This is a genomic window from Mesorhizobium sp. M1078 (assembly GCF_040318615.1).
GTDB lineage: Bacteria > Pseudomonadota > Alphaproteobacteria > Rhizobiales > Rhizobiaceae > Mesorhizobium.
This window is the reverse complement of sequence record NZ_JAMYMP010000025.1, coordinates 1-16,673: the sequence shown is the minus strand read 5'-3', so window position 1 is coordinate 16,673 and position 16,673 is coordinate 1. Positions and strand designations below refer to the sequence as shown.

Below are 16,673 nucleotides of genomic sequence, written 5' to 3'. Positions count from 1 at the left end.
ACGGCGCAGGGGTCGTTCGCATCTTGCAAAATTATGGAACGAGGTCGTGCCCAGCGAGTTATATTAGCGCAACCTTGAATAGGAGGCAGCTATGAGAAAGCTCCTGCTTGCTTCGGCTATCGCTATCACTGCGGCGGCGGCGATGATCGCCCCGGCGAATGCCGGCGGGCGCGTCGTGATCGGCATCGGCAACGGCTACTATGACGATGACTACAATGACAGCTATGGCGACTATTACGATCGCTACGCTCCTCGCCCCTACTACCAGTATGATGCCTACGATAACGGCTTCAGGTACCACAGGTATCACAGGCACCACCGCCATTGCCGCATAGAGTTGGTCAAGCATTGGCGCCATCATCACAGGATCGTCGAGGAAATTCGCGTTTGCGAACGGTGATCCGATAGGGTGAAACCGGTTCGGCCGGCATCTGCCGGCCGGCCGCTTCACTACGCGGCTGCCGGCCTTATCGCGGCTTCCGCATCAGCATCATCCCGTAATCAACGGCCAAAAGGTCGAGCCCGACCTTCAACAGCTTCACCACCACATCTCGTCCTTCGCCGGTGCGTTCGGCGAGCGCCTTCACCGACTGGCCTTCGAGGCAGATTTTGCGAACCACCTCCGCCACTTCCCAGTGGGCCATGGCGGCGATGGCATGGGTGTGGGCGCGGCCGGCGTTGAGCACGCGGTCGGGGATGCCGCCATTGATGCGGCCGCCGTCAATGCGCTCTTCCCACGGCATCGGCCTCAGCCCGTCACGCGAGGCGCGCTCGAAATCGTCGCGAAACCGCTGGCCGGCCTCACGCTGCTGGCGGGTCAGTGAGGTGATGCCGACTAGCGGATCGACATTGCGCACCCGCACGATGCCGCCGATCGCGGTGTAGCCGTCATTGGAGACCTCGTAGACGCGCCGCGCCTCTTCGGTGCCGACGCTCAACCGCTTGCGGCCGAAGCGATCGTCCTTCAGCGCGAAATCATGGCCGATCTCGCGGCGGATGCGCACCTGCTCGGCTTCGCCCGCAGGCAATTTCGGCGGTTTGGCTTTCTGCGCGGTTTTTTTGCTCATCGGGGGATCCTTGTGGGATTGGGTTGTTGAGCCGGAAGGTTGGCGTTCCTTCGCGCCCCCCTCTGCCCTGCCGGGCATCTCCCCCACTTGGGGGGAGATCGGATGTCGCGTCGGCTTTCGCCAATCACCACCGCCGTTGGAAGGCAGTGCGGGCGAGCTGCCAATCTCCCCCCGCGTGGGGGAGATGTCCGGCAGGACAGAGGGGGGCGCTGTCCCGCCGGCTTTCGATCATTGGTGGGGTCGTCCGGAGGCGAGGAACGGAGCCCAGCCGCTCACACCATCTCCGCCACAGGCCGGTGGAAGCGCGCCTGGTGGTATTCGCAGTAGCTTTTCAGCGCCCTTGTGCGCAGGCCGCAGCACAGCATCTCCAATCCCGGCCGGCTGCCGGGAGGGTCTTTGTCGGGGTCTTCCTCCAGCGTCAGGTCGAGCGGCGCGCGGCAGCGGTCGAACAGGCAGTCGATGAAGCGCATGGCGGCGACATGCGGCTGACGCCCGAGCGAAGCAGGGCGCGGCGCCGGCACATTGAAGCGGTAGATTTCGCCGTCCACCACCAGCCGTCCTTCGCCCGGGATCGAGGGCGCCGGACGGGCTGGCAACAGAGGCCTGGCCGATGGCTGACGGCTCGGTTTGGCGGCCGGTTTGACCGGCGCGGCCTGCTTCGAAACTCCTACTTCCCTTACGAGCTTGCTTGGCTGCGCCGGCGGATTCCTCTTGGCGGTATTCTCGTTTGCCGCAGTCTTCCCCGTCGCATTCTTCCTCGGTCGGCCGCCGGACCTGCCGCCTCTGGGGTTGGCGAAGCCGATGGTCTTCAACGCGCTGTTGCGGTGGACGATGCCGATGATGGCATTGCGCGAGACCGGACTGCCGCGCAGCGCCGTGAAGCGGACGGCGATCCCTGTGGCCGACAGGCCATCCCTCAGCCAGACGGCGATCTCCTGCAATTCGGTGTCGGTATAGGCAGTCATGTCGGTATCCATTGATTGCGCGCGCAAAGGCCGAGCGCCGGCCCCGAGGGCCCACGGGAAAAAATCAGAGCGGATGGTCGGTGCGGTTAGCCGATACTGGCGGCCGGCAGCGAGCCGGCGAGATGCCGCAAGGCGGCTTCGGCGGCCGCTTTGGTGAGGGCGGAAACCGCCCTGCCCGTCAGCCGGTCGAACAGGATGACGGTGCCATCTTCCGTGCGGATGCAGGAAATACCCTGCCCGCCGGAGACAGCCCTTGGCGCGGCGCCATGGGCTGAAGAGGTGGCCGGAGCCGGGAGAGGATCGGCTCCGGCCGTTCCGGTCGATCGGGGGGACGACGGTTCGACCGGATCCGGGGCAGAAGCCCCGGTTTGCGTCCGGACCGGGGAGGAGGACAGCCCGGACGGTGGGAGAAAGCTGAGGATGTCTGCGGAAACGCTTGCGGTTTGTTCGATCATGCGCTAAGCGTACGATATGTACGAAACGTACGCAAGCGAAATCGTACGTATTGGACGATAAATTTCAGGCAATTTGTACGATGCAGGAACCGAGGCACAGATTGCAGCAGGCACGGGCGGAGGCGGGTTATGCCTCGCCGAGCGACGCCGCGCGGGCATTGCGCGACATCAACAAGAACACGCTGATCAGTCACGAGAACGGCAACCGGCCGCTGTCGCGCAAGGCGGCGGAGAAATACGGCCGCCTGTTCGGCGTCGATCCCGGCTGGCTCTTGTTCAACGGCGACGGCGGCAGCCTTTCGGGTGGCCATTTCGGCTTTGACGAGTCGGGCCGGCAGATCCCGATGCCGTCGCTGGCCACCGTCGACGTGCCCATTGTCTCATGGATCAGCGCCGGCGAACTCGGCAGCCAGGACATGGTGGTCAATCTCAGCGACTATCCGACCATCCCCACCACCGATCTGGAGCAGGGCCAATGGATTGCGCTACGCGTCGACGGCCCGTCGATGAACAAGATCTCGCCACCGGATTCGATCATCTTCGTCAACCTCAGGGACAAGCGGCTGGTGACCAATGGCTGCTACGTCATTTCGGACGAATCCGGCCAGGCCACCTACAAGCGCTACCGCCCCAACGAGAACCCGCCCTTCCAGCCGGCCTCCTACATGGACGTCCCGCCGCCGGCGCTCGAAGGCGCCATCACCATCATCGGCCGGGTGAAGCGCTCGATGATCGATATGTGAGGGAGAAGGCGGTGAGGCGCAATCTCCCCCCTCGAGGGGGAATGGCCGGCAGGCCAGAGGGGGTCGCCGCGCGTAAGGCGCTGACGTCCTCTGTCCGCGATAGGAAGTCGCGTCAGGACGTACCGACCCCCTCTGTCGCCTTCGGCGACATCTCCCCCTCGAGGGGGGAGATTACGCGCCCAAAAACTCGTTCGTGAAATACGCTCCAAAATCCGGCTTCTCCTTCAGAACCTTGCCATCGCCATCGAGCAATATGCCGGCCCTGAAGAGGTAGGTTCCGATCGCCTCGATCTTGGCCCTGTCGATGGTGCCGATGACGCCGTCCTGGCTGCGCAAGAAGTGTCCGTCGACCAGCATTTTCAGCGAAGCGTGGATCAGCGCCGGGTCGGTCAGCGCATCCCTGTTGGAAGCGATCAGCAGATCGCCGGCTTCCTGCGGGTGATCGCAGGCAAATTGGTAGCCGCGCCGCGTTGCCTCGACGAAGGCCGATGCGGCCTTCGGGTTTGCCTGGAGATATGCATTGCTGGAGGCGATCAAGGTGGTGTGCTCGTCGGGCACGCCGTAGTCGGCGTAGCGGAAGCTGCGCTGCCTGACGCCTTTCAGTTCGGCATCGACGCCTTCCCAGGTCGAGACCTCCAGCGTGAAGTCGACCGAGCCGTTGGCCAGCGCCTCATAGGCCGAGGTGCCTAATGTCACCGTCTCGAAAACGCCCTTGCCGCCATCGTGGCGGATGATGGTCGAGATCAGCGTGTTTTCCCAAGCGCTGCCGAAGCCGCCATAGGTCAGGCCGTCAAGGTTTTTCGGGCCTTTGATCTCACTACGGTCCGCGTTGAAGACCAGCTGTCCGGTCTCCTGCTGGACCACGGCGTAGACCGCCTTGAGATCGGCGCCGGCAGCCCGCTGGGTGAACAGGCCGACGCCGGCAATGCCGAAATCGGCGATGCGGTTGGCGACCAGCGTGCCGGCGCCGGTATCGCCATAGGGCAGGATCTCAACATCGAGCCCAGCCTCGCCGTAAAACCCTTTGTCGCGGGCAACGAACAGGCCGACATGGTTGGTGTTGACCGTCCAGTCGAGCGCGACGGTGATTTTTTGCGTAGCCGCATGAGCGCGAGAGGCAAGCGGCAGTCCGGCAGCCAGCGTCAGCAGCAAAGCCTGCCGGCGTGTGAATTCGGTCATGAAAAACTCCTTTGAGCGGTCTGCGGGAACGAGGGCCGGTCAGTCCCGGGATTGAGCAGCGTGTCGAGGATGTCGGGTTCGAGCGCGGCGGCCTGGCGCGCGGCATCGCTGCCGGTGGTGCGCGGGCGCGGCAGCGGCACGGCAATCTCGCCGATGATGCGGGCCGGCCGCGCCGACATCAGATAGATTCGATCGGAGAGGTAGACGGCTTCGCGCACGTCATGGGTGATCAGCAGCGCGGTCCAGCGGTGGCGCTGCCACATGCCTTCCAGCCAGCGCTGCATACCCGCGCGGGTCAGTGCATCCAGCGCGCCAAAGGGCTCGTCGAGCAGCAGCATGTCGCGCTGCTGCACCACGGTGCGCAAAAGGGCGGCGCGCTGGCGCATGCCGCCGGAAAGTTCCGCCGGCCAGGCGCGCTCGAAGCCGGCAAGGCCGAACTCGGCAAACAACGGCGCGACGCGTTCGCGCGCCGCCTTGCGGCCAAGACCCTGCACTTCCAGCCCCAGCGTCACATTGTCGATGACGCGTCGCCACGGCATCAGCGCGTCGCGCTGCGGCATGAAGGCGAAGGGGCTGCCCTGCAATGGCGCGCCGTCGAAGCGCATGTCGCCCTCGCCCTTCAGAGCGCCGGTCAGCAACTGGAACAGCGTCGACTTGCCGGCGCCGGAAGGGCCGAGGATGGAGACGAACTCGCCGGCCGCGACGTGCAGCGAAATGCCGTCGAGCACCTCAAGCGCGCCGAAGCTTTTGCTGATGTCGCGGAGTTCAAGCCGTGTCATTGGCTGCTGTCTCCCGAAGATCTGACGTCGCGGCTTTCGCTCCCTGCATTCTCCCAAGGCATGGCGAAGCGCTGGACGAGCACCGCAATGGCGAACAAGACAAGCGTGAGCGCGGCGCTGACGGCGACCGCGGCGAGCACCAGATCGGGCCGAAAGTTGTTCTTGGCATTGAGCATGTAGATGCCCAGCCCCTTCGCCGCCCCCGCATATTCGGCGAAGATCGCGCCGACCACGGCGTAGGTGATGGAGATGCGCAGCCCGGCGAAGAAATAGGGCAGCGCCGAAGGCAGGCGCGCCAGCCAGAAGATACGCCAGCGCCCTGCCCCCATGGCGGCGAGCATCTGCGAAATCTCCTTGCTGCTCGCAGCAAAACCTTCGACCAGCGCGACCATCATCGGGAAGAAGGTGACGAGCGCCACAAGCAGGATCTTTGGCATCAGCCCGAAGCCGAACCACAGCACGATGAGCGGCGCGATCGCGACCAGCGGCAAGGTCTGGCTGACGATCAGCAGCGGAAACAGCGCGCGGCGCAGCGGGGCCAAGAAATCGACCAGCGCCGAAAACACGAAGGCAGCGACCAACGAGCAGGCGAAGCCGGCTGATGTGGCGCGGATGGTGGGCAGCGTGTTGTCGGCCAGGGCGGCGCGATGCTCCCAGGCCTGCTGCAGCACGCGCGACGGCGCCGGCAGCATGATGGGGGCAGCGTCGCCATAGCGGGCGTAGAGCTCCCAGGCTGCGAGGAGCAGGGCGAAGGCGAAGGCGGCGGGGATGGTCTTGGCGATGCCGGCGGCTAATCTCCCCCCTCGAGGGGGAGATGTCGCCGAAGGCGACAGAAGGGGTCGTCTCGCATTGGGCGCCCACGCCTTGCCGATGCGAAAAGGACGTCGGCGCTCCACGCGCTGGGCCCCCCTCTGGCCTGCCAGCCATCTCCCGCTCGAGGGGGGAGATTCGTGGGCATCGCGGTCTTCGCCAATCGCCAATGGCTCCCCTCCTCTTTGTGCTGAGGGGTCAGAGGCATCTCCTCCACGCAATGGGTCAGATAAACCAGCCACGGCAATATCCTCAAGGAACGACGCTTGAGCCGCGGCTCAGACGGCGCTCGGGCTGTTCGCCGAGATCGTGATGTCGAGGGTGACGTGGCCGGCGCCGGGGCCGAAGCGGCAGAAGGCCTCGTTGAGCGTGGCAAACACGGCACCGGCATCGCCACGCAATTTGGTGCAGAAGTTCTTTGAGCGCTCAAAGACGCCGGACTGTTTCAGGAAATCGATGCAGCCGTAGATCTCGTCCATATGGTCGCCCGTGCCCATAACGTAGAGCGAGAACTGCGCTGCCACCGGCTGGCCGGTCGACGGCGTGGCCTGGACAGCGCGGATCGCGGCGATCTTGCGCTCGTCCAGCGGAATGGCGGGGCCGCCGGTCTCGTCGGAGCGGCAGATCGGATCGTCGGGCTCACCCGGACAGCCGCGCGAGACCGCCGCCGAAAGCACGCAGTGCTTGCCGCTTTTGGCCGCCGCCACGAACAGGTCGCGCATTGCGGGAAACAGCACCTCGGGCGGCCCGACCGTAAGGGTCGAGATGTCATCGGTTTCGATCCGCAGCCGGTCGCGCCAGGGATCGAGCGCGCCGAGCGCGCCGAGGATGACGCCGACGAAATCGTCGGTCATGGGATAAAGGGAAATCTGTGCGCCTGAAAACATCGCCCGCCTCGCTCCGCTGGTATTATCCAGATCAGCTTTAGGGTCCGAAGGCTTGCCGCCCTCATCTCAGCCCCGACCATACGGAGCACCCCTGTGGATGAGCGGGTTAAAGCACCGTTCGCGGCATTGGGGAAGCCGTTTGTTGAGGCACTGCGGGAAAGTGTTTTGGGCCAGACGTGCCGGGCGCCCGGGCGTTAACAGACGACTCGTTGCGTTATAAGGTTTCCACGAACTTCTTATAACTGCGTTGAAATTCAAGCTGATAAACGTAATTATAAGAAAACGGCAGAGACCCCGCGCAGCCCTTACGGTTTCTGGATTTCCTTATCCGCGACCCCATCCGGACTGTGCTCCTGCATCGCTCGGGCTTGCCTGTGCTGGTCACCCTCGCCCCAGCGCTACGCCATCCACAAGCTGATCGTCGCCTCGCGACGCGGGCCGAGCGCTGGCGCCAAGCGGGAGAAGGATCTCCATCAAGCGCGCCTGCTGACCCAAGCGCTCGAAGCCACACGTCGCCAGGACGACCTTGCCTTCGCCTTAATGGAAGCGTGGGACAAGGGCGAAAACTGGCGCGAGACGATCCGGCGCGGCCTGAACCTGTTCGACGCCGACACGAGGGAAACAGTCAACACCATCCTGGGAAAATCCCTCCGCGAAATTGGTGCGAGTCCTGAAGGATTCACGATGCGTGATTAGCTGAAGCGACCGCTGCTATATTCATTGTCATCGTCCCAACTGTACGAAATTGGCTTGACGCTTATTCGTACATAAAGTACGATATCTCTTTTCGCAGAGAGGAATGTCCTTGAGCACAGCGAACCATGTTGCCTTCGCCGATCTCTCTCGTCCTTTGCCGTCATCTCCGTCGTTGCCGCCGCCTTTATTGCCGCCCCCTTTGTTGCCCTTGTCATTCGATCAGTGCGAACGCCTCGGCGGGGCCTGGCGAATGGCCAGCCAGGACATCGCCGACGACATCCGCTTCATCCGCCAATATCTGAAAGTCGTTGCCGAGAAGGACGAGAGGCTGTCGACCGGCACCCTTGTTCACAGCCGCGCCTATGTCGAGGCCTGCGCCGGCTGGCTGCCACAGACTGTAACGCGCTATCTGCGCCACCTGCGCCAGATCACCGAATGCGAACTGGCCATGACAGCTGCCGGCATTCGCTTTGCGCTGTCGAGTTATGCCTGGGAGGCATGAGGGGCGGCTGTCGCCAAACACAAGGAATTGCGCTGCCCGTCGCAGGCGCAATTCGTCAGGTTGAGAGGCTCGGGCGCGCCTGAACGGCGGGCGCCAAGGATGACCCGGCCAGCGAATTCCGGCCTTGCTTTATTTCGACTGGCCTTATTTCTGGCCTTATTTCGATTTGGCTTTGCCGGACTTTGCGGCGGCAGGCTTCGCGGCCTTTGGCTTGGCGGCTGCCTTGGCGGGCTTGGCGTCAGCTTTCTTCGCCGCCTTTTTGGGCTTGGCGACCGCGCCATCGACTTCAGCCGTGGCCTGCTCCCAGTGTTCCTGATGCGCGCCTTCAGGCCGGCCGGCCTTTTCCCAGATCTCGTGCGCGCGCTGGCGAATGCGGTCCTGTTTGTCGTCCGTCACTTAAGCCTCCGTGGTTGGGTCCGGTCGGTTGGTCCAGATTCCACGAAAACATTAGCCGAAAATTCGGCCGGCGTCTTGAGTGACGAGACATCTCAGCGCGGGTCGGAAATCACCGCAACGCCGAGCAGCGCCGCTTTCTTGACGATCAGCCCCGCGAGGTCGGCATCCGAACGATCGGTGCCGGTGCGCTCCCGCAGGAGCGCGATCGCTTCCTTCATCGATAACAGCGCCGTGTTGCGCTCGGCCAGCAACTTGTCGCAACACGCCGCAACATTGGCGGAGTTCGGGGTCTCGACATGCGGCAACATGGCAATTCTCCTTTCATCATGTTCGTCATTCGGCCCTGCCGCCCTTTTGGGAAGAACGACAGGGCCGTATCACCGATGAATGGTTAGGTTGTCGAGCGTTACTCGACCACCTCGACAATCCTGCGCGTGCTGGGGTCGACCAACACGGTATGGTTGTCGACGACGGCGTATCTGTACTGAACGTCGGGAACCTCCTGCAGCTCGACAGTGTCAGGCAAGGCAGTGCCGACATTCAATTCGACGCCGAGCAGATTGACCGAGGCAAGCGGATGTTTCTTTACGTACTGGTGCACGACCGTGCGCTGTTCCGGGGTGATGATCACCTGCTGCTGTGCCGGCTGCGTGACGATGACCTCGTCGGCGGCGGCAATGCCGATACCAGCGATCATGGCGAGCCCGGCGACGGCGGGAATAAGGATGGTTTTCATCTTCGTCTCCTGTCGTTGTTGGCGAGCTCCGCCGTGTTCCCGCATGAGGCGAAAACAGCGCAGATCGAGGTGGCGGGCTCCTGGAGGCAAACGCAGCCGGTACGGTCTTGTTCCGCAAGCGGAGACTAAATTGATCGGCTTCCCGGTCATGCCAGCAGAACCCGCACCCGCAAGATTCGCATTGAAGCACAATCCCTCAGGAGACCTTCGACATGGATGATGCATGGCTCCAATTCCGGTGGCGATCGCGGCCGGCGCCGGCATTGATCCGGTGACCGCGTCGCCCGGCCAAGACCGGAACCGACCGCCTTCGTGCCACGCCGTGAAGTTTCAAGCAAAGGTCATTGCTTCGGCGGCTGCGCAGGCACCTCGCCAGGCTTGATCACCGGCGTCTTGCCCTGATCCGGCGGCGGCTGCGTCATACCCTGGTCACCACTGGGCGGCGGCTGCAGCACGCCGCCGCAGGGACCGAGCGTGCTGGTCGATTCGCCGCCGCCATTGGCGACCGGCGGCTTCTGACCATCGTCCTGAGGCTGCGCCTGGCAAGGCGCGGCAGGGCCGTGCTGGTCGCCATTGTCCTGCGCAGCCGCCGGGTCGGCCAGCGCCAAGAGCAGCACGCATGGGATGAGGGGGAAAGTCTTCATGGTCCAGCTCCTCTGGATTCATCTCCTTGGCAAAGCAGACTAGTCCTTGGCAAAGCAGACTGGCGGCAATTGGTTCCACGGAGATGGAGTGGTTGCCGGAACCTGACAGCCGGAAGTGAGTTCCACCTTCTCGACGCAAAGCCGCCCGGAGGAGGCAATCATGGAAGAACGAAACAGAAAACCCAATGACGAGGTCGAGGCGCCACCGAGCAAAAACGATGCCCGCGACAGGATCGCCAATGACGAGGTGGAAGCGCCGACGCCGCGCCGGCAGGATTGGGATGCGCTGCGTGGCGCAACGGTCCTGCCCGACGGAGCAGATGAGGAAAGCCTGCCGGACACCACCGGAGTCGAGAAGGAAGGCGAACTGCCCGAGGAGGATGACGACAACCCCTACCAGGACAGTGACGATGCCTTGCCCGACGACGCCGAGGAAGCCGCCATTGGTCACGACCTGGCGAGGCGCGGCGGCCCGTTCGACGACGTGTAAGGGCAGCGACCGCGGACTTTCGAGAGGTTTCCCGGGACGTCCACGCCGTCACCAGTTGGACCAAGGATGAGCTGAAGGCGATGCCGGAGCATCGCGATTGATATTTCGAAGGATCCGGCTGGTCGGATCCTTCGTTTAAGGCGCCTTGGCGGTTTGGTTGCTTTAGCCCTTGTGGTCAAGGACTGGACGGCGACGGCGACACACCTTCGACAGCCGCGAGGCAGCCGAGAGCACGAACGCGAAGTCCAATGTTCCAAGCGCCGTTGAGGCCGCTCGCCTGAAATCTTCAAAGTGCGCAAGAGATTGTCCGCCGCAGGCGGTGCGCACACGCTCCAGTATCGCAGACGACCGGCGTAACGGCCCATCGACCGCCGGCACTTAGTGCCGACGGGCGCATGGCTTCAATTCGACCCGGGATCGCCGAGCGCCTCGGTGACGAAGGACGCCGCGATCAGGTCGTCGGCGTCGAGGCGTAGGGAGCCTTCGACACCTCCCATGATGGCTGCGACCTTCTGGAAGGTCTGCATCTCGTGTTCAGTAACGCTGGCGTCTCGCATCCTGGCTTTCAGATCGGCGATGCGTCGGCCCAGCGAGGCCGACGTTCCGATTTCTCTGTTCGACATGGTGTCCTGCTCCTCCCCCAACCCATGCTGTGGACGTACTCAAGGCTGCCTATATATAAGGCAGCGCGAATACAGTCGCCGCAACGCGCGATATCTGGGAAGGTTCCGGCGCCAAATAGTCACGAAATAATACGTGTGGGGCTCAGTTATGGTCGCCCACGCGGCGGTAGACACCGCAAACCAGCGGCTGTCCATCGGGCTGGCCAACCCGCGTCGCGGGTCGCGAACGCGGGTCGGACTTGATCGCTGCGCGAACAGTCAGCGAGAAGCCGGCACCACGCCGGACACCGAGCGCGCGGTTTCGGGCGAAAACACCACGAAAGCAAAAACCAGAACGGCAGCGGCGACGATGAGCGAGCCGCCGGCGACGATCGGTTCAAGCGCCGGGTTTCCCTGCAGCATCACATACAGCGCCGGCAGCATGATCACCAGGCCGAGTGTGTAGAGCCCGTAGTGGATCATGGCGATGCGACGCGCCGCCTTTTGCGGATTGAGCGCGTAGTAGCCGCCGAAGATGGCGCTCGTCACCCAACCGAGCAGATTGATATGCGCGTGCGCCGGAAAAGCGGCGTGGTCACCCGAGATCGCCATCTGCAGGCCGGCCGCAATCCCCAACATCAGGAACAAGATGGCAGTTTTGAAAAAGAGTTCTGAAACCCTCGGCATGTCATTTCTCCCCCTATGCGGTCTGCGACCTCTTGCGACCTGGAGAATACACCCACGCGCAGAACTTTTCCACGCCCCGGTTATGGGGCCATGCCTGCACAGCTTTTTGCACGCTGTTCGACTTTTCTGGCTGCCACAACCCGGCGCCGCCGCGCTACGGCGTCAGCAAGATCTCGGCGCCCGCTCGCTCGTCGAACACCACCGCGCAGCCGCGCCCCAGCGCCACTGCCGACAGCGCGTTGGCCACCGTCTCGTCCGGCGATACGAAATCACCGGTCAGCACTCGCAACTCCTCCACCGCCCTGGCCATTGACACGCAGTGCCCGGCAACGCGATCGCTCGTGCAGGCGTCAATGACGCTGACGAGGTCGATCATCTCGAACTGGCCCATACCGGCCTCCACAAAAACAGCGTCCCGTCGCGGATATGAACGCCGAGGCGAGAGACAATGTTCCGCAGGTCCGATGCCCAGGCGGAGCACTCGACAGCCCGACCTGGAACGGGCCGGCCGGCGACAACCGCTTCGCTTGACAATAGGCCCTGTTTGTTCTCTATTTGTTCGGCAAAAACGCCTCTCACAACAGACGCGGCTAATGCTGCAACGCCGCAAAGGGAACGGTCGGGATGGAGCCCACCATCCTGCATGCGGATCTCGACGCCTTCTACGCCTCGGTCGAGCAGCTGCTCGACCCGGCGCTCAGGGGCAAGCCGATCGCCGTCGGCGGCGGCGTCGTGCTTGCCGCTTCCTACGAAGCCAGGGCTTTCGGCGTGCGCGGCGGCATGCCCGGACGACGCGCGCGCGAGCTTTGCCCCGGACTGATCTTCGTCGGCGGCCATTTCGCCGACTATCAGCGGCTGGGCGACGCCGCCATCAAGGTGCTCGACGATTTCACGCCGCTGGTCGAGCGGATTTCCATCGATGAAGCCTTTGCCGATGTGGCCGGCTGCACGCATCTGTTCGGACCGCCGGCCGAGATCGCCGCCACGGTGCGTCGGCGCGTCCGGGCAGAGCTCGGCCTGCCGATCTCGATCGGCGTGGCGCGCACCAAGCATCTGGCCAAGATCGCCTCGCAGGTGGCCAAGCCCGAGGGCCTGGTGGTGGTCGATCCGAACACCGAACTTGCCTTCCTGCATGATCTGCCGGTCGGCCTGATGTGGGGCGTCGGCCCGGCGACCAAGGCGCGGCTGGCCGAGATCGGCATCGAGACCATCGGCCAGTTGGCACAGACGCATAGCGGGGCGCTGCGAAGGTTGCTCGGGCCCGCCACCGGCGAAAAGCTGGCGTCGCTGGCATGGAACCGCGACCCGCGAAAGCTCGAAACCCACAGGCGGTCGCATTCCGCCGGCGCGCAGTCGGCGCTTGGCAGACGGCCGGCCGAGGCGCGTATCTTCGGACCCGTGCTGCTGCATCTGGCAGACCGGGTCGCAAGCCGGCTCAGGGCGAAATCACGGCCCGGGCGCACGGTGACGGTGCGCGTGCGTTTCGCCGATCTGCACGCTGTCACACGCTCGCTGACGCTCGATCAGCCGATTTCGGCAACCGCGATGCTGGCCGAAATCGCCGGGGAGCTGGTGCGCGGCGTGCTGGCCGCCAACCCTCGGGAGAAGACCATCTCGCTGCTGGCGATCTCGGTGTCGCAGCTGGAAGAAAGTGCCGAGCTGCAGCTGGAGCTGCCGCTCGGGCTTGCCGATGAAAAGCAGCGGGCCGGCAGCAGGCAAGGCCTGGCGCGCTTTGGCGCCGACCGCGCCATCGACAAGATCCGCCAGCGCTTTGGCAGAGAGGCTGTCGGCTATGGCGCCGTGGCGCTGGAAGCCCGGCGCTCGGTTCCCGATGCCTTCCGCGAACTGGCGGAGAAGGAACTGTGAGTGCGGCGCGACGGCAAGGCCAATGTTTAGGCTGGGCCAGTCCGCGCTGCATTGCCGCTCTGTTTGAGCAGGCCGACCAACCAGGCCAGGCCCGCCGCAGTTTCGGACATTTTTCGCACCGCAACCCGGCCACGCCATGCACGCCCAAGAACAACGCTTTGTCGATGAAGGTGGACTTGCAGTTAGCGCATCGGCGCCAAGAAAAACCGGGATGGGACAGCGAGGCCGCGAAGGTTGACAGTGTCGATCCGTCTGGCATTATCGCGTAACCTTGGAGGATTATACCATGAAGAAAACCTATTCGAAGCCTGTTCTGGTCAAAAAAGGCAAGCTTTCGCAGGTTACGGCGCTCGCCAATGGAGCGGGTTCCGGCCCGATCGAGTGAGGTCGTTGAGTCGGACTTTCGCCTGATCTGGCGGCCCGCCTTACACTGGAGATGCGGCATGAAGAAGACCTATTCGAAGCCGGTGCTGGTCAAGAAGGGCAAGCTCTCGCAGGTTACAGCCGACAATGGTAACGGCTCCGGGCCGGTCGCAGTCTAGCAGCCGATTATCCGACGCCTCGTGCCGTCTGGCCGGGAACAGGGCTTTGGGTGCCCGAGGTGGAGAGTGGAAAATGAAGAAAACCTATCTGAAACCGGTGCTGGTCAAAAAAGGCAAGCTCTCGCAGGTCACCGCGAACGGTGCTTCCAATCCGCGATAAACCCTTTCACCCCGATTAATCCCGACACGCTTCAGCGCACAACCACCAGATCGTCGAGCACGAGCTGCCAATAGTGGCTCGTGGAGAGGCCCACGCGCGTCACCGCCGCCAGCATCGGCGCATAGTGGACGGGCGCCAGTGCCGACAGGACGATCGTGTCGCTGGCGATCAGCCGGTCGCCAAGCCAGCTCTCCACCAGTGCGGTTTCGCCTTCGGACTTCAACCATGCCGCCGTCAGCATCACGGAATGGAACCCGAACGGTTTTTCGCTCGAGAATTCGGCCGGGTGTCCGCTGCTCGTATAGCAGACATGGTCTCCCGAAATATTGCCGTTGACGTAGCCTTCGCTGCCTTCGGTATGATCGCGCGCCAGTGCGTTCAGGTTGAACCAGGTCAACCCGGCATAACCGGACGGCACCTTGCGCAGGCCGCGCGTGGTGACATCGTCGAAACCGATGGACTGCAGGGGCGCGGTGCTGTCGACAGCCGCGTTCTCGGGCGACAGCAGGCCGAGCTCGGTCGGGTAGGCCGACAAGGCCAGTCGTCGTTCCATGCCACCGCCGGTGACTTCGATCGCGTCGGCGTCATCGGGCAGATCGAGGCGGAAGCCATCACTTAGCGGATGCACTGCCACCTCTTGCCCGTTCGCCATCACCGAGATGCTCGCCGAAGCACCGTCCGCTACGCGGCCGCTGAGCCGGCGTATCGCAAACAGGCCGACCGGCTGCAGCATTGCTTCCGAGACCAGCCCGGTGGGCGAGCCCGGCAGCGGCCGGAGGTGCTGCGACTGGACCTCGTTGGCGCTGCTCGAGCGCCAGCCGGGCGGCACAGACACGCTGAAGCGGTAGCTGCCCGGCACATGGATGGGCGCGGCGCGACGTTTCGTCGACGCCAGGAAATTGGCAAAGCCGCCGCGATTGCTCCGCGCCGCGGCGACGAAGCGGCCGTCGCCATCATGCAGTCTGACCATGATGCCGGCCATCGGGCGGTCGCCGAGCCCGTAGCGGCCGTCGCGATCGGCATCGAAATAGACAAAGGACGAATGATTGAGCTTGCCGTGGTTGCCCGACCAGTCGCGGCGCACGGCGTAGTCGTTGGCCGGATCTTCACGAAGCCGGGCTCTGCGACGCGACCGCGCCAGCCGCCAGGCCAAAGCCGCAACGACAGCGGCGAGCCCGACAAGGAGTATTGCCTTGATCACGGACGGCTCAAGCAATGCTGTCGGCCCTGCTCATCTGGATCTCCTGCGCATACATCGATCCATATATCGATGTTGCGGGCGCTTGAGCAACCGGACACGGGACCGGCGGACCACGGCACCGGCGTCACATATCCATTTCAGGCAACTATTCCGGCGACGGTACCGGCGGCTTCGTCGTCAGCGCCGCGCCGAAGGCGGCGACGACCACGGCGGCGATGCCCGCGCATTGCAGCGGGCTCAGGATTTCGTGCAGGAACAGGAAGCCGGCCAGCGCGCCCAGCGCCGGCTCCAGACAAGTCAGCGTGCCGTAGAGCCTGGCCGGCATCCGGGTCAGCGCCACCATCTCCAGCCAGAACGGCAAGGCGCTGGAGAACAGCCCGACCAGCAGCGCGCTGACCAGGATCGCGGGTGCGATCAGGCCGGTACCCGCCTCGGCGAGGCCGAACGGCAGGCCGACGGCAGCGGCAATGACCAGGCCGTAAGCCGTGGTCTGGCTGCCAAGCTCGGCGCCCGCCTTTTGCGCAAAGACGATGTAGAGCGCCCAGCAGCAGCCGGCGGCCAGCGCCAGCATCACGCCGAGCGGGTCGAGTGCACTGCCGGAGTGGATGAAGGGCGACAACAGCAATATGCCGGCAACGGCCAGCACCACCCAGACGAAGTCGGTGGCGCGCCGCGACGACAGCGTCGCCACGAGCAGCGGGCCGGAGAATTCGAGCGCCACCGCGACGCCGAGCGGGATTCTGGCGAGCGCTGCATAAAACAGCAGGTTCAGCGCCGCGAGGTTGACGCCATAGGCGATGAGCCAGGGCAGCACGGCGCGCGACGGCCGCACCCGCCACGGCCTCAGCACCGCCGCCAGCATCAGCGCGCCCACGACCAGCCGCAGCGCCGTGGTGCCGTTGGCGCCAATCAGTGGAAACAGGCCCTTGGCGAAGGTGGCGCCGATCTGGATCGACACCATTGCGCCAAGCAACGCGCCGATCGGCAAGGCCTTCGCTTCAGCTACGGCAATCGGCGTCGACGTCAATTCCAGTCCCCCCCGCGGTGCGCCGCAGCGTTGGCCCGAGATATGGATAATAGGCCTGGCTGTCGTGTAGCACGGGCAGACTGTTGATGGGGCAAGACGTGGAAGGCGAACGCCGACGCATTTCCTCTCCCCCGTCGATCGGGGGAGAGGTGTCGAGCGAAGCTCGCCGGAGTGGGGGGGGGCCGGCCCTCACCACCCCCGGGTTTGCGGCTTTCCGGGTTTTATCGCACGCTACGTGG

At 64.2% G+C, this 16,673-nt stretch carries 25 protein-coding genes, 2 pseudogenes and 1 riboswitch; of the genes and pseudogenes, 11 read left to right on the top strand and 16 right to left on the bottom strand.

Annotated features, from left to right (window positions below; all coding sequences use genetic code 11):
• The first annotated feature begins 91 nt into the window (after positions 1-91).
• A complete protein-coding gene (locus NKH38_RS24820; RefSeq protein WP_023693854.1) occupies positions 92-400 on the top strand; it encodes a hypothetical protein in 309 nt (102 codons plus the stop codon).
• A 67-nt stretch (positions 401-467) separates the two neighbouring features.
• Here NKH38_RS24820 and NKH38_RS24815 read toward each other — a convergent pair whose 3' ends face one another.
• The 3 genes from NKH38_RS24815 to NKH38_RS24805 form a co-directional block, all read right to left on the bottom strand.
• Positions 468-1,067 carry a DUF6456 domain-containing protein gene (locus tag NKH38_RS24815; RefSeq protein ID WP_352762980.1) on the bottom strand — a complete coding sequence of 200 codons (600 nt, stop codon included), beginning with the start codon at positions 1,065-1,067 and terminating at the stop codon, positions 468-470.
• 272 nt (positions 1,068-1,339) lie between these two features.
• Positions 1,340-2,032, bottom strand: coding sequence for a GcrA cell cycle regulator (locus NKH38_RS24810; protein WP_352762982.1), 693 nt, complete (start codon positions 2,030-2,032; stop codon positions 1,340-1,342).
• A gap of 86 nt (positions 2,033-2,118) precedes the next feature.
• A complete protein-coding gene (locus NKH38_RS24805) occupies positions 2,119-2,487 on the bottom strand; it encodes a hypothetical protein (protein ID WP_352762985.1) in 369 nt (122 codons plus the stop codon).
• Between the two features lie 80 nt (positions 2,488-2,567).
• Between NKH38_RS24805 and NKH38_RS24800 the strand changes: the two genes are divergently transcribed.
• On the top strand, positions 2,568-3,230 hold the full coding sequence (locus NKH38_RS24800; RefSeq protein ID WP_352762987.1) for a LexA family transcriptional regulator: 663 nt from the start codon (positions 2,568-2,570) through the stop codon (positions 3,228-3,230).
• Between the two features lie 171 nt (positions 3,231-3,401).
• On the opposite strand, the gene NKH38_RS24795 is transcribed toward NKH38_RS24800, so the two are convergent.
• The 4 genes from NKH38_RS24795 to NKH38_RS24780 form a co-directional block, all read right to left on the bottom strand.
• Positions 3,402-4,409, bottom strand: coding sequence for an ABC transporter substrate-binding protein (locus tag NKH38_RS24795; protein WP_352762988.1), 1,008 nt, complete (start codon positions 4,407-4,409; stop codon positions 3,402-3,404).
• Complete coding sequence (locus NKH38_RS24790; RefSeq protein ID WP_352762991.1) at positions 4,406-5,188, bottom strand: ABC transporter ATP-binding protein; 783 nt, start codon at positions 5,186-5,188, stop codon at positions 4,406-4,408. The genes NKH38_RS24795 and NKH38_RS24790 overlap by 4 nt, the downstream gene beginning before the upstream one ends.
• A complete protein-coding gene (locus NKH38_RS24785; protein ID WP_502896631.1) occupies positions 5,185-6,021 on the bottom strand; it encodes an ABC transporter permease in 837 nt (278 codons plus the stop codon). Before NKH38_RS24785 ends, NKH38_RS24790 begins: the two co-directional genes overlap by 4 nt.
• Before the next feature lie 255 nt (positions 6,022-6,276).
• Positions 6,277-6,885: a YkoF family thiamine/hydroxymethylpyrimidine-binding protein gene (locus NKH38_RS24780; protein ID WP_023705169.1), complete on the bottom strand. Its 609-nt coding sequence runs from the start codon at positions 6,883-6,885 to the stop codon at positions 6,277-6,279.
• A riboswitch (TPP riboswitch) is annotated at positions 6,876-6,988 on the bottom strand. It overlaps the preceding gene by 10 nt.
• A gap of 244 nt (positions 6,989-7,232) precedes the next feature.
• Between NKH38_RS24780 and NKH38_RS33465 the strand changes: the two are divergent.
• The 3 genes and pseudogenes from NKH38_RS33465 to NKH38_RS24770 all read left to right on the top strand — a co-directional run.
• A pseudogene (locus NKH38_RS33465) lies at positions 7,233-7,380 on the top strand (GSU2403 family nucleotidyltransferase fold protein); the annotation flags it as partial.
• A gap of 45 nt (positions 7,381-7,425) precedes the next feature.
• Positions 7,426-7,581, top strand: a complete 156-nt coding sequence (locus NKH38_RS33460) for a hypothetical protein (protein WP_502896632.1) — start codon at positions 7,426-7,428, stop codon at positions 7,579-7,581.
• 250 nt (positions 7,582-7,831) lie between these two features.
• Positions 7,832-8,083, top strand: coding sequence for a hypothetical protein (locus NKH38_RS24770; protein ID WP_023684826.1), 252 nt, complete (start codon positions 7,832-7,834; stop codon positions 8,081-8,083).
• A gap of 156 nt (positions 8,084-8,239) precedes the next feature.
• On the opposite strand, the gene NKH38_RS24765 is transcribed toward NKH38_RS24770, so the two are convergent.
• From NKH38_RS24765 to NKH38_RS24750, 4 genes are all read right to left on the bottom strand, one after another.
• Entirely contained in the window at positions 8,240-8,479 is a 240-nt protein-coding gene (locus NKH38_RS24765; protein WP_023684825.1) for a DUF2934 domain-containing protein, read from the bottom strand.
• A gap of 92 nt (positions 8,480-8,571) precedes the next feature.
• On the bottom strand, positions 8,572-8,787 hold the full coding sequence (locus tag NKH38_RS24760) for a hypothetical protein (RefSeq protein ID WP_023670360.1): 216 nt from the start codon (positions 8,785-8,787) through the stop codon (positions 8,572-8,574).
• A 98-nt stretch (positions 8,788-8,885) separates the two neighbouring features.
• Positions 8,886-9,215: a DUF1236 domain-containing protein gene (locus NKH38_RS24755; protein WP_023670359.1), complete on the bottom strand. Its 330-nt coding sequence runs from the start codon at positions 9,213-9,215 to the stop codon at positions 8,886-8,888.
• A gap of 341 nt (positions 9,216-9,556) precedes the next feature.
• Entirely contained in the window at positions 9,557-9,859 is a 303-nt protein-coding gene (locus NKH38_RS24750; RefSeq protein WP_023684824.1) for a hypothetical protein, read from the bottom strand.
• A 160-nt stretch (positions 9,860-10,019) separates the two neighbouring features.
• Between NKH38_RS24750 and NKH38_RS24745 the strand changes: the two genes are divergently transcribed.
• Both NKH38_RS24745 and NKH38_RS33455 read left to right on the top strand, forming a co-directional pair.
• Entirely contained in the window at positions 10,020-10,349 is a 330-nt protein-coding gene (locus tag NKH38_RS24745) for a hypothetical protein (RefSeq protein ID WP_023705173.1), read from the top strand.
• Positions 10,316-10,450, top strand: a pseudogene (locus NKH38_RS33455) (PRC-barrel domain containing protein); the annotation flags it as partial. The gene NKH38_RS24745 and the pseudogene NKH38_RS33455, both read left to right, overlap by 34 nt.
• 300 nt (positions 10,451-10,750) lie before the next feature.
• Here NKH38_RS33455 and NKH38_RS24735 read toward each other — a convergent pair.
• The 3 genes from NKH38_RS24735 to NKH38_RS24725 all read right to left on the bottom strand — a co-directional run bounded on the left by NKH38_RS24735 (position 10,751) and on the right by NKH38_RS24725 (position 12,029).
• Entirely contained in the window at positions 10,751-10,972 is a 222-nt protein-coding gene (locus NKH38_RS24735) for a hypothetical protein (protein WP_023670355.1), read from the bottom strand.
• Between the two features lie 258 nt (positions 10,973-11,230).
• The gene (locus NKH38_RS24730) at positions 11,231-11,638 is read right to left on the bottom strand and encodes a heme-copper oxidase family protein (protein ID WP_023684822.1); all 408 of its coding nucleotides are present in this window, start codon (positions 11,636-11,638) and stop codon (positions 11,231-11,233) included.
• Between the two features lie 154 nt (positions 11,639-11,792).
• Positions 11,793-12,029, bottom strand: coding sequence for a hypothetical protein (locus tag NKH38_RS24725; protein WP_352762996.1), 237 nt, complete (start codon positions 12,027-12,029; stop codon positions 11,793-11,795).
• Between the two features lie 233 nt (positions 12,030-12,262).
• On the opposite strand from NKH38_RS24725, the gene dinB reads away from it, so the two are divergent.
• Genes dinB through NKH38_RS24705 form a run of 4 tightly spaced genes read left to right on the top strand, consistent with a single transcriptional unit; the run spans position 12,263 to position 14,046 of the window.
• The gene (gene dinB / locus NKH38_RS24720; RefSeq protein WP_352762998.1) at positions 12,263-13,504 is read left to right on the top strand and encodes a DNA polymerase IV; all 1,242 of its coding nucleotides are present in this window, start codon (positions 12,263-12,265) and stop codon (positions 13,502-13,504) included.
• Complete coding sequence (locus NKH38_RS24715) at positions 13,501-13,773, top strand: hypothetical protein (RefSeq protein WP_352763000.1); 273 nt, start codon at positions 13,501-13,503, stop codon at positions 13,771-13,773. The genes dinB and NKH38_RS24715 overlap by 4 nt, the downstream gene beginning before the upstream one ends.
• Before the next feature lie 17 nt (positions 13,774-13,790).
• Positions 13,791-13,889 carry a hypothetical protein gene (locus NKH38_RS24710; protein ID WP_023670351.1) on the top strand — a complete coding sequence of 33 codons (99 nt, stop codon included), beginning with the start codon at positions 13,791-13,793 and terminating at the stop codon, positions 13,887-13,889.
• Positions 13,890-13,947: 58 nt separating this feature from the next.
• The gene (locus NKH38_RS24705; protein WP_023684816.1) at positions 13,948-14,046 is read left to right on the top strand and encodes a hypothetical protein; all 99 of its coding nucleotides are present in this window, start codon (positions 13,948-13,950) and stop codon (positions 14,044-14,046) included.
• A gap of 191 nt (positions 14,047-14,237) precedes the next feature.
• Here NKH38_RS24705 and NKH38_RS24700 read toward each other — a convergent pair whose 3' ends face one another.
• The gene (locus tag NKH38_RS24700; protein ID WP_352763003.1) at positions 14,238-15,407 is read right to left on the bottom strand and encodes a hypothetical protein; all 1,170 of its coding nucleotides are present in this window, start codon (positions 15,405-15,407) and stop codon (positions 14,238-14,240) included.
• A 145-nt stretch (positions 15,408-15,552) separates the two neighbouring features.
• Complete coding sequence (locus tag NKH38_RS24695; protein WP_352763005.1) at positions 15,553-16,434, bottom strand: EamA family transporter; 882 nt, start codon at positions 16,432-16,434, stop codon at positions 15,553-15,555.
• Between the last annotated feature and the right edge of the window lie 239 nt (positions 16,435-16,673).

Excerpts from the sequence above, each read along its gene's own strand:
- NKH38_RS24745 (WP_023705173.1), top strand. The coding sequence starts at position 10,020 with ATGGAAGAACGAAACAGAAAACCCAATGACGAGGTCGAGGCGCCACCG.
- NKH38_RS24805 (WP_352762985.1), bottom strand. The coding sequence starts at position 2,487 with ATGATCGAACAAACCGCAAGCGTTTCCGCAGACATCCTCAGCTTTCTC.
- NKH38_RS24735 (WP_023670355.1), bottom strand. The coding sequence starts at position 10,972 with ATGTCGAACAGAGAAATCGGAACGTCGGCCTCGCTGGGCCGACGCATC.
- NKH38_RS24790 (WP_352762991.1), bottom strand. The coding sequence starts at position 5,188 with ATGACACGGCTTGAACTCCGCGACATCAGCAAAAGCTTCGGCGCGCTT.
- NKH38_RS24780 (WP_023705169.1), bottom strand. The coding sequence starts at position 6,885 with ATGTTTTCAGGCGCACAGATTTCCCTTTATCCCATGACCGACGATTTC.
- NKH38_RS24815 (WP_352762980.1), bottom strand. The coding sequence starts at position 1,067 with ATGAGCAAAAAAACCGCGCAGAAAGCCAAACCGCCGAAATTGCCTGCG.
- NKH38_RS24755 (WP_023670359.1), bottom strand. The coding sequence starts at position 9,215 with ATGAAAACCATCCTTATTCCCGCCGTCGCCGGGCTCGCCATGATCGCT.
- NKH38_RS33460 (WP_502896632.1), top strand. The coding sequence starts at position 7,426 with ATGGAAGCGTGGGACAAGGGCGAAAACTGGCGCGAGACGATCCGGCGC.
- NKH38_RS24730 (WP_023684822.1), bottom strand. The coding sequence starts at position 11,638 with ATGCCGAGGGTTTCAGAACTCTTTTTCAAAACTGCCATCTTGTTCCTG.
- NKH38_RS24710 (WP_023670351.1), top strand. The coding sequence starts at position 13,791 with ATGAAGAAAACCTATTCGAAGCCTGTTCTGGTCAAAAAAGGCAAGCTT.
- NKH38_RS24800 (WP_352762987.1), top strand. The coding sequence starts at position 2,568 with ATGCAGGAACCGAGGCACAGATTGCAGCAGGCACGGGCGGAGGCGGGT.
- NKH38_RS24820 (WP_023693854.1), top strand. The coding sequence starts at position 92 with ATGAGAAAGCTCCTGCTTGCTTCGGCTATCGCTATCACTGCGGCGGCG.
- NKH38_RS24705 (WP_023684816.1), top strand. The coding sequence starts at position 13,948 with ATGAAGAAGACCTATTCGAAGCCGGTGCTGGTCAAGAAGGGCAAGCTC.
- NKH38_RS24795 (WP_352762988.1), bottom strand. The coding sequence starts at position 4,409 with ATGACCGAATTCACACGCCGGCAGGCTTTGCTGCTGACGCTGGCTGCC.
- dinB (WP_352762998.1), top strand. The coding sequence starts at position 12,263 with ATGGAGCCCACCATCCTGCATGCGGATCTCGACGCCTTCTACGCCTCG.
- NKH38_RS24770 (WP_023684826.1), top strand. The coding sequence starts at position 7,832 with ATGGCCAGCCAGGACATCGCCGACGACATCCGCTTCATCCGCCAATAT.
- NKH38_RS24750 (WP_023684824.1), bottom strand. The coding sequence starts at position 9,859 with ATGAAGACTTTCCCCCTCATCCCATGCGTGCTGCTCTTGGCGCTGGCC.
- NKH38_RS24725 (WP_352762996.1), bottom strand. The coding sequence starts at position 12,029 with ATGGGCCAGTTCGAGATGATCGACCTCGTCAGCGTCATTGACGCCTGC.
- NKH38_RS24760 (WP_023670360.1), bottom strand. The coding sequence starts at position 8,787 with ATGTTGCCGCATGTCGAGACCCCGAACTCCGCCAATGTTGCGGCGTGT.
- NKH38_RS24810 (WP_352762982.1), bottom strand. The coding sequence starts at position 2,032 with ATGACTGCCTATACCGACACCGAATTGCAGGAGATCGCCGTCTGGCTG.